The following is a 12,225-nucleotide window of genomic DNA, read 5'->3' on the forward strand; positions in this document are numbered from 1 at the left end:
GCGCCACTTCGCATTCGCATCCGGACAAAGCCTCGCTATTTCCGAGCGAAACGGATATCGCGCAATTGGCTAAGAGAAGAATTGGCTGCTGAGGTCATCGCCACGCGGCGGGGGCATCCCACGCCGACCTCGGCGAGCGTTGAAATAGCGCTACAAGGTCGGCGAATGCCTCGTGGAATGCGAGCACGTCCACGTTCGTTGGTTCGAGGAAGTAGCGGCGCAACCGGTGTACGATCGCGTGCGTCACTTCATGCGCAGTGACGTCATAAGACCGGCAAGTAAACACCATTTGCCCGGGCAATTAGGCCCCGGGTTCAAAGCGCTCGCCCTGAAGTATCCGAAGAAAACGGCATTGCAGTTGGGCTCGAAGAATGCAATTCGCGCCGTAGAATGCATGCGGAAAAAGCCTGATCTTCTTTTTGCTGCGACTGTGATAAAAGCTGATTGGCCGGCCCAATGCACGTCGGGCGGTCTCATGACTTTGATCGCGACCGCGTAAACCATCTGTTGATGGAATCGTGGGTCCGATTCCTTTGGGGAGAGCCCGTTTTCCATCAAAAGTTCGGGCTTGTTGAGATCAACAGGTGCGTAGAAGCGCGTGTGCTCGGCATCGTAACCAATGACTTCGATCACGGCGCCGGCGGGGCCTGCTTCGAGGAGAGGCTCGTGATTGACATCGATCGCCGTTCGGTAGCGCGGTCGGCGCCCTGACATTGGGTCGGCGCCGTAAATATTGCCTGTGGTCGGGCATCCGTTCGGCATACTGGGAGGTGAAACGCTTCCGCGAATCCATCGAACTTCCTTTCGTGATCCCGCTTCAGCGAATGGTCATAGTTCGGGTGGTAGCGCTTCAATGTTGCACGGGAACGATGTATTTTGACAAGGCCAAATACGTTCCCGAGGCGGCAGGAGGCACAATGGCTGTCATCCCGAAGGCGGACGAGCCTGTTCAGCGAGCCCGACACAGTCGCGATCTTGAGCTGGGTTTGTGCCTCTCCGGTGGCGGTTACCGGGCAATGCTATTTCACGCCGGCGCGCTCGCCCGACTGAACGAGCTAGGCTGGCTGCAAAGATTGGATGCAATTTCGTCCGTGTCAGGTGGATCTATAGCCGCCGGGCTCCTTGGAGCCGTGTGGAGTCGGATCACCTTCGATCAGAGTGGCGTCGGAACGAATTTCGCCCTGATGTATCTGTGCCCGCTACTCGAGTTTGCGAAAACTACGGCGGATTTTTCGTCGATTTTCCTTGGCGTTGCCGCGCCGTGGACGACGGCGTCGCAACAGGTTGCCAAGCGATACCAAGCGCTGCTCGGCGTCGGCGCGAACTTGCGAGCGCTGCCTGATCGGCCGCGCTTTATCTTCTGCTCAAGCAATCTGACGACAGGTTCGCTGTTTCGTTTCTCGAAGCGATACATTGCCGATTACCGACTAGGCCAGCATTTCGATCCAGATCTCGACCTAGCGATAGCGGTTGCTGCCTCGGCGGCTTTTCCCCCGGCGCTCTCGCCGTTGCGGCTGGATCTGCGCCCCTTTAAATTCGTCATGCAGCCGGTTGATGACAGGGAGCCCGAACCGGCCCATCCTTCCTTACTTCGCCGCGCGGTGCTGACGGACGGCGGCGTCTACGACAATCATGGTTTGCAGCCGCTGATCGAGCGCTGCCGCATGCTGCTGGTCAGCGACGGTGGCGCGCCGTGGTCGACATCAACGAGAGGATTTTATCGCTGGCTGCCCCAACTCAAACGCGTCCTTGACACTACCGATAACCAGGTCCGCGCACTGCGTCGGCAGGATTTGATAGGCCGTTTCATCGCTGCCGCCGACCCAACCCTGGACCAGCTTCCGGCGGACTCCAAGCTGAGGCGGTATCTTAGCCTGCGCGGTACATATTGGGCGATTTCGACCGATCCGGCGCGTTATCCGGCTGACCGCGGCGATCTTGCGCAGGATAGATGGCGGCGGCTTTCCAGTATCGGGACCTGGCTACATTTTCTGGGCGCGCGGGAGACAGAAGACCTAGTGAATTGGGGCTACTTGGTGAGTGATCTGGCCTTACGAAGCTTCATCGATCCCAAGATCCCCGCAGTCACCTCGCTGCCGATCCCTGCTGGCACCGTCAACGCCGGCTGGCAGGCGAAGGCAGCCAAATGGCTGGGCGATCACTTACCGCTGGGATGAGAAGAACATCTGGGACGCGTCGCTTTCATCCTTGCGTCGGCTCGATTGAGCAGCCGTACGACAACACCAGTTGCAATTGTTCGACTTACCAGCTTCGACTCCATGCCTAATTTAGAATCGCCTCAACGGAGTGATAAAGGCGCATTGCGTCGATGGCAGCCAATACTTGCGCCGCAGCGGTAGGCCAGCGCGTCCCCCACCTCTTCCCCCAGGCAGCACTGCGACTTAGCATTGCGCAGCCGCGATTTGAAAGTGCCCCGCCGGCCGCGCAGCGGCGAGTCGAAATCACTTCCCGTGTTCTCTTTGCGCACTTCGTTGAAGGTAGGCGGCACGCCACAATGAATATGATGGCATCACACGTTGCGCGATTGTCAACCAAAAATTGACAACGATGCGCACTCCATCTTACCGTAGCAGCCGTTGAACGTGACATCGAGAAGTTCGGAAGAGCAGACCGAGCGAATCGCTGCGTCGGGAAGAGCGCTTGCCGCTGGACCTTACCGTGCGGGCAAACTTCGCGGCGAGCCAGCGCGGCGCGGCTGGTGTTCATGGGGAGAGTTGGAAAGTCCCTATCATTTTCCGGACATGGATCGGGGGTCGGCGCCGTCCGATGAGGCAGCCGACGAACGGCCTTCGCCAGATACGTCGCCAGCGCCGATCCGTCTGCCGCCTTTGCCGACCATCCCCGGCTGCATCATGCTCCGTCCAGGAGACGCCGATTTCGCAACGTATGTCGGGGTCTACAACGCCCGGACGAGGATTGCACCGGCGTTGTTTGCGATATGCTCCACGACGAACGCCGTTGCCGCCGTCTTTGCGTGGGTCAAGGCGAACGATCTACCGTTCGCGGTGCGATGTGGGGGACATTCCTATGAAGGATTCTCCTGTAGCCCGGGAGTCGTCATCGACATCAAGAATCTCGGCAGCGTAACGTTCGATCGGAAGAGCATGACGGTGACAGTCGGTGCCGGCGCGTCGATCGGCGATATCCAGAAGGCGCTTAAGGGCAAGGACGTCGCATTCGTTGCGGGCACTTGTCCAGACGTCGGGATTTCCGGTCATGTCATGGGCGGCGGGTATGGTCTGCTTGCCCGAGCCTATGGGCTTGCATGCGACAACATGAAGGCGGTCACGTTGGTCACCGCTGCGGGAACCGTGGTGTCGGCAAGCAAGGACAAGATCCCGACCTGTTTTGGGCGTGCCGTGGCGGTGGCGGTGGATCGCTGGGCATCGCAACCGGATTCGTGTTCGGGGTGCATCCGATCTCGAACGTGACCGTCTTCGTACAACACTGGGTACTGCCGGTGGCGCGCGCGACGAGAGTCGTCGATGCCTGGCAGAAATGGGCGCCTACGGCGGATCCGGGCATCACGGCCTTGCTCAAGATCAGCCGGATCGACAGCCGCAGCGTTTCGCTACGATGCATCGGTCAAAGTATCGCGCCGCCTCAGGTGCTCGATATCGGCCTCCGGGCACTCGAAGCGATAGAACCGTTGAGCGGCGCGAGGACTCTACAAACCATGACGTTTGGGAGGCGTATAAGTTCTTTGCCGGCACAGGCTCCGACCCTCGGTATCAAAAGGAAAAGTCGGACTTCGTTCCTTCGCTTTCGCCCGCGGCCGTGACGACATTACTTGCGGCGCTCGTCGGCCAGTCATCCAGCCAGATCGCGCTGATCTTCAACGCCTACGGTGGTGCGATCGATGGCCTCGGCGAGGCCGATACCGCCTTCCCGCATCGTCGGAGCATCAGCTTCATGATCCATTACTATTCCGGTTGGGACAGCGCCGGCGCGACGAAGCAACGTGTCCGTGCCATGGCGGCGTTCTATGCCGGGATGCGACCGTACGCCCCGGGCAAGGCATATATTAACTACTGTGACAGCGAATTGCAGAACTGGCCGACCGCCTACTGGGGCCCGAACCTTGCCCGCCTCATGGCCGTGAAGCGCACCCTCGATCCTGGGAACGTCTTCCGCTTTCCGCAAAGCATACCGTTGGTCTAGCCCTATTCGATTTGAGTATTTGTTTGGAGCGATCAATGAAAGTCAGTCCAAACTTGGTCCTGCCGTCGCCCGACTTCACCTGTAATCCACCGGGGTGCGTCTTCAAGGCAGGAGTTCGACCGTTTCGGCGGAAGACCTATAGGCTGGAAATTCAGGCTTTCGGACCAAAACACGTCGTGCACAACTACGGCCACGGCGGCGCCGGCATCACCATGAGTTGGGGCTGCGCCGACGCCGTCACCAAACTCGTCGGAACGCTCGTGCCCACCGGTACTCGCGCGCGGATTGCGGTCATGGGCGCCGGTGTCATGGGCCTCACGGCCGCGACGCTGCTTCCGAACCACGACGTGACGATCTATGCCGATCGCGCGACAGGCACGACTTCCGACGTCGCCGGCGGACAATGGGCCCCGTCCGTTGTCAAATACGACGCAAAAAATGCCCAAGCCAAGCAGCAATTCGAGGATATCCTCCGGACCGCGTACGCCATGCACCAGTCTCGGGGACCAAGTTTCGGTGTTTATCCGCGTGTCAACTACACGAAGGTCGAGAGCGATACCTTCGGAAAGATACCCAACGACGTCGTCCGGCCTCCCGACAAACTAGATCACCTTCCTTTCCAGCACCTGAGTTCGCCCGGCTTCGGCTACCATACCCTGTTGGTCGAGCCTCCGGTTCTGCTGAAGCGCTTGAGAGACGACCTCGCGGCGGCGAACATCGTTCCGCAACACAGGATCTTCCGATCCGTCCAGGACGTGATCAACCTGCACGAAACGATCATCGTCAACTGTACCGGGTTGGGCTCGGGAAAGCTGTTCAACGACCCGGACGTCATTCCGATCACGGGCCAGCTCGTGTGGTTGCCGGCTCAGGGCGGGCTCGACTGGCTGTACAGCACGGGCAGACCTACGTCTTCCCACGTTCCGATCATGTCGTCGTCGGTGGCTCCTACGAATGCAAGGTCGACGACGAAAATCCCGATCCCGTGAAATGCGCTCACATCCTGAAGATGGCGCGTGACGTCTTTGCGGGCCGCTCCTTCGCTACCGCCGACGCGAGACCCTGGTTGATGCGCAACAAGTAGGAGATTGCGAGATGGCATTCAAAATCTCAGACTACGTCATCGCACGGCTGAAGGAGCAGGGCGTCGATACGCTTTTCGGTGTGCCATCCGTCTACAATGCCGCACTCTATTACTCCGCCGAAAAGGCGGCCGACTTTTCAACCATCGTCAACAGCAGCGATCTCGAAGCGGGTTATGCCGCCGACGGATATGCCCGCGTACGCGGCCTGTCGGTGGTCGCCGTTTCATACGGTCCGGGAACGCTCAGTCTCGCCAACGCCGTCGCCGGGGCATACGTGGAGCGCAGCCCGGTGTTCATCGTCAACGGCGGTCCTTCCGACAAGAACATTGGCGACCAAACGAGAACCGGCGTGTTGTACTCGCACTCGATAGGGCGGCCGCACACCGACATGGAAGTGCTTCAACCGTTAACGGCCTTCTGCGAGCGTGCCACGGACCCGGCGCTGATCCCCGGAAAGGTCGATCAAGCCATCCGCACCGCGATGGTACGCAAGCACCCGGTCTACCTCGAAATCCCGCAGATTATGCTGGGCGCGAACACCTCTCGACCTACTGCGCCCCTCGATCTCTCTATCCCCGCGGGAGCCGCAGCGAAGACCGCAAGCGCAATTCTGAAGGCGATCAAGGCCGCTAAGGCTCCCGTTCTGATCGTCGGCGTTGAGGTGCCGCGCTATGGCCTCGCCGCCGAGATGCTGTCGATCATCAATAAGCTGAAGATCCCGTGGGCCACCACCTTGCTTGCTCGAACGACGTTGTCCGAGCAGCACGCGAAATTTCTCGGCGTCTTCAACGGTGAGAAGGCCCCGCAGCCTTTGAAGGCGGCCATCAGCGGAGCGGATCTCGTCGTTTCGCTGGGAGCAGTGTTTGGCTCCGGTCACGCGACCATAATGGTTCCGCAGTCCACGAAGACGATCCTACAATGGCGCGCCTGAACAGCTGAGCTTCCCCGAATTGATCGCTCAGCTCGACCGCAATGCTGTCGCCGAAAGCGACAAGCCGTTGCCTGCTTTGCCGCCATACCGGGTACACGAACTCGGTGAGGCCGCCTGGGACGGTGACCGGGACGCGGCCTTGCCGCCTACCAGCCGGACCTCGGCGACAGTCACGACGGCCGTCGCGCCAGGGTTAAGCTACGACGAGTTGTTTAAGGTCATCGAGCAGAGCGTGGCGCCCGATCCCGGGTTGATCATGATCGCCGACACGTTCCTCGGCATCTATCCCTGCGCGCGCATCCGCATGCCGGGACCAAACAGCTTCCTGGCGAGCGCGATTTGGGCCTCGATCGGACATTCGGTAGCCGCGGCGGTCGGCGTTGCCGCAGCGAAGGCGAAGCGCCCGGTCGTGATCTGTGGTGATGGCGGCTTTCAGATGACCGCTCAGTCGCTGTCGACCATGGCACGTTATGCGCTCGACGCGATCGTGGTGGTCGTCGACAATGGTCTTTATGGCTATGAGCAATATCTGCTCGACCCCGGCTATTATTCCGGCACCTCGGCGCCGCTGCCGATCTCCGTCATTGGACGTTGGGACTACCTTGGTTTAGCGCGCTCAATGGGTATCGCTCAGGTCGCCGTCGCCACTACTGCGGCCGAGCTGAGCACGGAAATCGCTACCGCGAGGGCACAGAACGGGCCGGCACTTATTCAGGCCATAGTCCCGTCTCGATCCCTGCCGGCGGGGTTGTAGCCTTCGGTTCTATCTTGACTGGACACGCGATGGCCGGCGCATCGCCGCAGTAGCGGCGTAAAAGCGAACTCGCGCCGGGCGCGACTGACCGTCTCAACCGGCCAAACGATGCGCCCGTTCGATCAGCCTGACAGCACTGCGATTAGTCGACACGGCGAGTTCAGCAACGCTTAATCGGAGAAAGTTGCTGGCCTTGAGGATAGACCTGATCGTCGTGCAGCGCGCCGCCCGACCTCCGGCGCGAGTCCTGAGCACCCATGTTCTAACTGGGTATCGATGATAATTGAACCGAGCGCCGATAGGAAGGCAATCAGCAGGTGAGAGTGCTGGCCTTCATCGCCGCGACCAATGGGGACGAACTCGAAGCTTTCGCCGAAGGCGTTGCTAAAATTGATATGCTGCGTCGGCGATTCACGTCTCGAGGTCTTATGTCTCAAGTCGACTGGTTGAGTCATCTCCTGCAAATCATAACCGTTACCGGCCAACTCGAGGTCCGCTGCGCCTACGGCGCACCATGGCGAGTTCTCTGGCCCAGAGCGGCGGCGAACGAGATCCCCTACCATGTCATCGTCAAGGGCCGGGCCATTTTCGAGGACCCGGATTCGAGAACGGTGCAGGAGCTTGGGAGCGGGGATATCGTGCTGCTTCCTCACGGTTCGGCGCACATGCTGCACGACGGCAGCGGCAAAAAGCCAATCAGCACGCGTCAAAGCCGGGGCTCCGCAGGATGGATGTTGAGCGAGAACGATGGACCGGGTGAGCAACTCGATCTGCTGTGCGGACGGTTTTTCGTCGGGCCGCCCCATGAACGTTTGATCCGCAACTGCTTGCCAGCAAATCTGGTCGTGCGGGCTCTGAAAAACCACGGAGAAGAGGACATCGCCTCCGCATCGAGTCAACTTTCCGGACTGGTCAGCCTAATGCGAATGGAGTCCTCGGGCGACAGAGCGGGAGGACGCGCCATTCTCAATGCGCTTTCTTCGGTGTTATTCACTCTAGTTCTGCGCGCCGCGAGCGAAGCCGGAAAATCCACTGAGGGCCTGTTGGCCCTTGCTGGCCATCCGAGATTGGCAGCGGCCATTGCGGCGATGTTCGCTGATCCGGCGCGAGCTTGGAAGCTTCCCGATCTGGCCGATCTATGCGGCATGTCACGCGCGACATTCATGCGCCAATTTCAGGACAAGTTAGGTCGCTCCGCCCTCGACCTGTTGACCGATCTTCGCATGAGCATGGCCGCCAACGGGCTCAAGAACCCAGGGACCAGCACGGAAGCTGCGGCCGAAGCGGTCGGCTATCAATCCGTTTCGGCATTCCGGCGTGTGTTTGCGGAGAGGATGGGAATGACGCCAGGGGAATGGCGCCGACTGGCGCACAAGTGTGATGAGGCTAGGTCGCCATCAGATTGATCCTTTTAAGCATCAAATTGAGCATATAGAGGCTCGAAACGATCATTTCCATCGGTAAGTTGGGCTTCGTCATCACTGATAACGGAGCAACCCAATGCACGACACCGCTACAACTGCCGCCAATCGCGAAACCTCCCGCGGGCTCGCGGGGAAGCTGCCGACAAACGCCGTCATCGAAACCATACTGAGCCGCAGCGCTGCCAAGTACTATGACTCGACCGCCACCTTAAGCGATGATCAGATCCGTGACCTCGTGCGGATCGGCACTTCAGCGCCGACATCCTTCCATCTGCAGAACTGGCGCTTCATCGCCGTGCGCTCAAGCGAAGCGAAGGCGCGGCTGCTTCCGATCGCCTGGAATCAGCCCGCAATCACCGAAGCAGCCGTCACCTTCATCATCATCGGTCAGTTGGCCGATGCCAGCACTGTCCCTGAGCGCTTGGCGCCGGTCGTGGAAGCCGGGATCATGCCGGCACATATGGTGCCGGAATGGGAGGGGCCTGCGCGAGGCCTGTACGACAATCAACCGCAGCGCCAGCGCGACGAGGCCGTCCGCTCCGCGACCTTCGGCGCCGCAGCTATCATCTATGCCGCCCGCTCGCTCGGCCTGGGGTCGACTCCGATGATCGGTTTCGATGCAGAGGCCGTGCACAGAGAGTTCGGCCTGGCCGAAGACGAAGTCCCTGTGACGCTGCTAACCGTCGGGCCGGAGCGGCCCGGCAACTGGCCGCAGAAGCCGCGCCTGCCCGTGGCCGATGTGCTGCACTTCGCGTAACCGACCCTGAAATCAACCATCAAGGAGAAATACCATGGCTAGAGCTGTTGCTCTGAAGCCGGAACACGTGCCGGCCGCTTCGAAACCGACCCTCGATACGTTCACTAAGAACATCGGGTTCACGCCAAACATGATGGCGACCTTCGCGCAAACCCCGATCGCATTCAACGCATGGGCTGCGCTGCTCGGCTCGTTGAGCAAGGCGCTTGACGTCAAGACGCGCGACAGCATCGGCCTCGCGGTCTCCGAAGTGAACGGCTGCAATTACTGCCTGACGGTGCACAGCTTCACGGCGGAGCATATGGCCAAGCTGCCGGGCGAGGACATCATTCTCGCCCGAAAGGGTCACGCAACCGACCCAAAGCGGGATGCCGCCGTCCATTTTGGACGCAAGATCATCGAGAGCCGTGGTCATGTCACCGACTCCGATCTGCAAGCCGTCCGCGATGCCGGCTACACGGATGCGAACATCATGGAGATCGTCGCGCTTGTGGCCATGTACTCGCTGACGAACTTCTTCAACAACGTGTTCCATCCCGACAAGGACTTCCCAGCGGTCGCACCCGCCGGCTCAATCTAAGCACGGTCGGGAAGTTCGGAATCTGAAAACACACCACACATGAAGGAGTCGAAGATGAAAGCGATTATCGTGACGGACCAGGCTGCCGGGTTTGCCGGGATGAAGTTTGTGGAACGGCCCGACCCTCAACCAGCGATAAACGACGTTCTCGTAGAGGTTCACGCATCGGGATTCGTTCCGACGGAACTGGAATGGCCTTCGACGTGGAGGGATCGCCGCGAACAGGACCGAACTCCGTCGATCCCTGGGCACGAATTCTCCGGCATCGTTACCGCTCTTGGCTACGGCACCACGGGACTGTCGGTGGGGCAGCGCGTATTCGGCCTTGCCGACTGGTATCGCGACGGCTCGCTCGCCGAATATATCGCCATCGAGGCGCGCAATCTGGCGCCATTGCCGGGCGACGTCGATTTCAAGGTGGGCGCGAGTCTGCCGATCTCGGGCCTCACAGCGTGGCAAGGGCTTTTCCAGCACGGCCGTCTTCAGGGAGGCCAGAGCGTGCTTGCGCATGGCGCGGCCGGCGCAGTCGGCTCCATCGTGGTTCAACTCGCGCGAGAGGCTGGTGCCTATGTCATCGGAACAGGACGCGCGGCCGACCGGCAGAAAGCACTCGACTTCGGCGCGAATGAATTCGTCGACCTGGAGAACGATGCGCTCAAGGATGTCGGCGGGGTCGATCTCGCATTTGACGTCATCGGCGGCGACATCCAGAAGCAGTCTGCAGCCCTTGTGAGAGCCGGAGGCACGCTGGTGACTGTCGTCAGCCCGGTGGAGGCTCGGCCGCGAGACGGTTTAGCCATCGGCTTCGTTGTGGAGGCTGATCGTGGTCAATTGAGTGAGATCGTCCAGAGAGTGCGGGACGGAAGACTGCGGACAAACATCGGAAAGGTCTCCTCCCTCGACGATGCGGTCGCCACGTTCAACTCGGCCCAGCGACGTCAGGGTAAGACCATTATTCAGGTCCGCTCGTAAGAGCTTGGGCGGGACGAGACTCTCCCCAGCGAGTTATCGTCCCGCCTGTGGATCTGCCGAGTGTATCCAGGCGAAGGACGCGATCGTCGGTCTGGTTTGGTCAAACTCAACAAAACTCAAGATGAGCATCTTGCGTCCACTTCGGCGCATCTCGAAGCCGCGTCGGCCAGGGTTCACTTTGTCTGACTCCGGAGCCATGACGGCGGGGGCACCGACTCCGGATATCTTCGGAGCGCACGTTGTCACAGGGATCGTAGTGGGCGATCTCCGCAGAGCGGCCGCCAGTCGCCGGAAGCTGTCAATGACAGCGAGGCCCCGCGCCGCTCGGTCGCCCGATTGTACGGACGTCCCGGCTGTCGTCGCTAAGCCGGCTGTGACCATCATCGAATTGATGGCGGCCCCTGGGCGTGAGATCGAGCCACATGAAGGCACCCATCAAATTTTCAATGCCGCGGGAGTAGGCCGAGTAGGTGTGGAAGATCTAGCGGTCTCGTTCTTGGCAAAGATGCTGGCGCACATCATATCTTCGCTGCTCTTTAGCGGGATCGTATCGTAGTTGAACCTGGCTGCGCCAGCGACCAGGTCCTCCTTTTTGAATGACACCCCGAAATCATAGTTGAAATCGCTGCCATAGGATGACACCCACGGAAAGGTCCAGCCCAAAGCGCGTTTCACTTGCTGGATTCGCTCGATTGGCGCGCGTGAAATCACCGCAAATGACAGATCGGCATCATCGAAGTGCTTGCGCGCCGCGTCGAAATGATCGGCCACGAATGAGCATCCTTTGCAAACGTGGTTGGAGCCTGGTGTCAGCATGAAATGATAGCCGGCGAGCTGGCCGCGATCATCGAACAGATCGGCAAGTGTACACTTGCCATCCGGTCCCTCGAAGACGTAGGGCTTATCAATCTTAACCCACGGCAACTGGCAGCGCTTCTTCTAAGTTCGTCGAGTTTGTGCGTAATCTCCTTCTCTTCGGCGAACAATGCCTTGCGTGCGGAAAGCTATTCCTCACGTGAGACGATTTTTGGTGGGAAGAGGGTACCTGCTGCCATCGTCAAGACTCCTCTGATCGTGGTGTCTAAACGTAGGTCCTCGCCGGCCGGTTCCCGCCTCTGCCTGCAAGCACAGGCGATGTCGTCGCCTGGCTAAGCCGCGCACCGTTGGACCTAATCGACCTGTTGCGAACACTCCGGGCAGGTGTCGCCGATGCCGTCCAGCACTTCCGTGACCGCGCCAACTGTATCCTGCGCAGACGCGTCCTGAGGCGGGTCCCGACGAGCGATGTCGAAGGCGCGATCGCGGGCGTGCGGGTCCGCGCGGTCCTGCATCCAGCCGTGCTCCTCGCATTCGCGGATAGTGCCGATTTCCTGCAGCACGGAGGTCGCCCAGCCGCGGGTTCGCCGGTCTTCTCTGCTTCGTCATCAGCATCGAGATCGCTCCCGCCCGGACGAATCCTTGCGCCGCCGGCGTCGTTCCCGGCGGTTAGCACAGGGCAGGGATTCGAAATCGCTGGAGCCGCCGCTTGTCCACGTGTTCC

Annotated in this window: 13 protein-coding genes and 1 pseudogene; 10 read left to right on the forward strand and 4 right to left on the reverse strand. The window is 60.3% G+C overall.

Features of this window, described 5'->3' with window-relative positions; genetic code table 11:
• Window positions 1-243: 243 nt before the first annotated feature.
• A complete protein-coding gene (locus ACRQ5Q_RS00550) occupies window positions 244-714 on the reverse strand; it encodes a hypothetical protein (RefSeq protein ID WP_439395534.1) in 471 nt (156 codons plus the stop codon).
• A gap of 203 nt (window positions 715-917) precedes the next feature.
• Here ACRQ5Q_RS00550 and ACRQ5Q_RS00555 point away from each other — a divergent pair, with 203 nt between their 5' ends.
• From ACRQ5Q_RS00555 to ACRQ5Q_RS00600, 10 genes are all read left to right on the forward strand, one after another.
• A complete protein-coding gene (locus ACRQ5Q_RS00555; protein ID WP_439395536.1) occupies window positions 918-2,177 on the forward strand; it encodes a patatin-like phospholipase family protein in 1,260 nt (419 codons plus the stop codon).
• A 558-nt stretch (window positions 2,178-2,735) separates the two neighbouring features.
• The gene (locus ACRQ5Q_RS00560) at window positions 2,736-3,452 is read left to right on the forward strand and encodes an FAD-binding oxidoreductase (protein WP_439395538.1); all 717 of its coding nucleotides are present in this window, start codon (window positions 2,736-2,738) and stop codon (window positions 3,450-3,452) included.
• 67 nt (window positions 3,453-3,519) lie between these two features.
• Complete coding sequence (locus ACRQ5Q_RS00565; protein ID WP_439395540.1) at window positions 3,520-4,182, forward strand: BBE domain-containing protein; 663 nt, start codon at window positions 3,520-3,522, stop codon at window positions 4,180-4,182.
• Between the two features lie 35 nt (window positions 4,183-4,217).
• Entirely contained in the window at window positions 4,218-5,171 is a 954-nt protein-coding gene (locus tag ACRQ5Q_RS00570) for an FAD-dependent oxidoreductase (protein ID WP_439395542.1), read from the forward strand.
• 106 nt (window positions 5,172-5,277) lie between these two features.
• Entirely contained in the window at window positions 5,278-6,198 is a 921-nt protein-coding gene (locus ACRQ5Q_RS00575; protein ID WP_439395544.1) for a thiamine pyrophosphate-binding protein, read from the forward strand.
• 19 nt (window positions 6,199-6,217) lie between these two features.
• Window positions 6,218-6,952, forward strand: a complete 735-nt coding sequence (locus ACRQ5Q_RS00580; protein ID WP_439395546.1) for a thiamine pyrophosphate-dependent enzyme — start codon at window positions 6,218-6,220, stop codon at window positions 6,950-6,952.
• A gap of 428 nt (window positions 6,953-7,380) precedes the next feature.
• A complete protein-coding gene (locus tag ACRQ5Q_RS00585; protein WP_439399958.1) occupies window positions 7,381-8,358 on the forward strand; it encodes an AraC family transcriptional regulator in 978 nt (325 codons plus the stop codon).
• A gap of 94 nt (window positions 8,359-8,452) precedes the next feature.
• Window positions 8,453-9,133: a nitroreductase family protein gene (locus ACRQ5Q_RS00590; protein WP_439395548.1), complete on the forward strand. Its 681-nt coding sequence runs from the start codon at window positions 8,453-8,455 to the stop codon at window positions 9,131-9,133.
• A gap of 34 nt (window positions 9,134-9,167) precedes the next feature.
• The gene (locus ACRQ5Q_RS00595) at window positions 9,168-9,713 is read left to right on the forward strand and encodes a carboxymuconolactone decarboxylase family protein (RefSeq protein ID WP_439395550.1); all 546 of its coding nucleotides are present in this window, start codon (window positions 9,168-9,170) and stop codon (window positions 9,711-9,713) included.
• Between the two features lie 54 nt (window positions 9,714-9,767).
• Window positions 9,768-10,685 carry an NADP-dependent oxidoreductase gene (locus tag ACRQ5Q_RS00600; RefSeq protein WP_439395552.1) on the forward strand — a complete coding sequence of 306 codons (918 nt, stop codon included), beginning with the start codon at window positions 9,768-9,770 and terminating at the stop codon, window positions 10,683-10,685.
• Window positions 10,686-10,983: 298 nt separating this feature from the next.
• On the opposite strand, the gene ACRQ5Q_RS00605 is transcribed toward ACRQ5Q_RS00600, so the two are convergent.
• From ACRQ5Q_RS00605 to ACRQ5Q_RS00615, 3 genes and pseudogenes are all read right to left on the reverse strand, one after another.
• Window positions 10,984-11,121, reverse strand: coding sequence for a hypothetical protein (locus ACRQ5Q_RS00605; RefSeq protein ID WP_439395554.1), 138 nt, complete (start codon window positions 11,119-11,121; stop codon window positions 10,984-10,986).
• Window positions 11,121-11,609: a DUF899 family protein gene (locus ACRQ5Q_RS00610; RefSeq protein WP_439395556.1), complete on the reverse strand. Its 489-nt coding sequence runs from the start codon at window positions 11,607-11,609 to the stop codon at window positions 11,121-11,123. Before ACRQ5Q_RS00610 ends, ACRQ5Q_RS00605 begins: the two co-directional genes overlap by 1 nt.
• Window positions 11,610-11,854: 245 nt before the next feature.
• Window positions 11,855-12,116 (reverse strand): annotated as a pseudogene (locus ACRQ5Q_RS00615) (hypothetical protein).
• Between the last annotated feature and the right edge of the window lie 109 nt (window positions 12,117-12,225).

It is taken from the genome of Bradyrhizobium sp. PMVTL-01, from assembly GCF_051861855.1.
Classification (GTDB): domain Bacteria; phylum Pseudomonadota; class Alphaproteobacteria; order Rhizobiales; family Xanthobacteraceae; genus Bradyrhizobium.

Bases quoted from the DNA above. Each gene is read 5' to 3' on its own strand.
- ACRQ5Q_RS00550 (WP_439395534.1), bottom strand. From the start codon at position 714: ATGTCAGGGCGCCGACCGCGCTACCGAACGGCGATCGATGTCAATCAC.
- ACRQ5Q_RS00555 (WP_439395536.1), top strand. From the start codon at position 918: ATGGCTGTCATCCCGAAGGCGGACGAGCCTGTTCAGCGAGCCCGACAC.
- ACRQ5Q_RS00565 (WP_439395540.1), top strand. From the start codon at position 3,520: ATGGGCGCCTACGGCGGATCCGGGCATCACGGCCTTGCTCAAGATCAG.
- ACRQ5Q_RS00570 (WP_439395542.1), top strand. From the start codon at position 4,218: ATGAAAGTCAGTCCAAACTTGGTCCTGCCGTCGCCCGACTTCACCTGT.
- ACRQ5Q_RS00575 (WP_439395544.1), top strand. From the start codon at position 5,278: ATGGCATTCAAAATCTCAGACTACGTCATCGCACGGCTGAAGGAGCAG.
- ACRQ5Q_RS00585 (WP_439399958.1), top strand. From the start codon at position 7,381: ATGTCTCAAGTCGACTGGTTGAGTCATCTCCTGCAAATCATAACCGTT.
- ACRQ5Q_RS00590 (WP_439395548.1), top strand. From the start codon at position 8,453: ATGCACGACACCGCTACAACTGCCGCCAATCGCGAAACCTCCCGCGGG.
- ACRQ5Q_RS00595 (WP_439395550.1), top strand. From the start codon at position 9,168: ATGGCTAGAGCTGTTGCTCTGAAGCCGGAACACGTGCCGGCCGCTTCG.
- ACRQ5Q_RS00600 (WP_439395552.1), top strand. From the start codon at position 9,768: ATGAAAGCGATTATCGTGACGGACCAGGCTGCCGGGTTTGCCGGGATG.
- ACRQ5Q_RS00605 (WP_439395554.1), bottom strand. From the start codon at position 11,121: ATGGGTGCCTTCATGTGGCTCGATCTCACGCCCAGGGGCCGCCATCAA.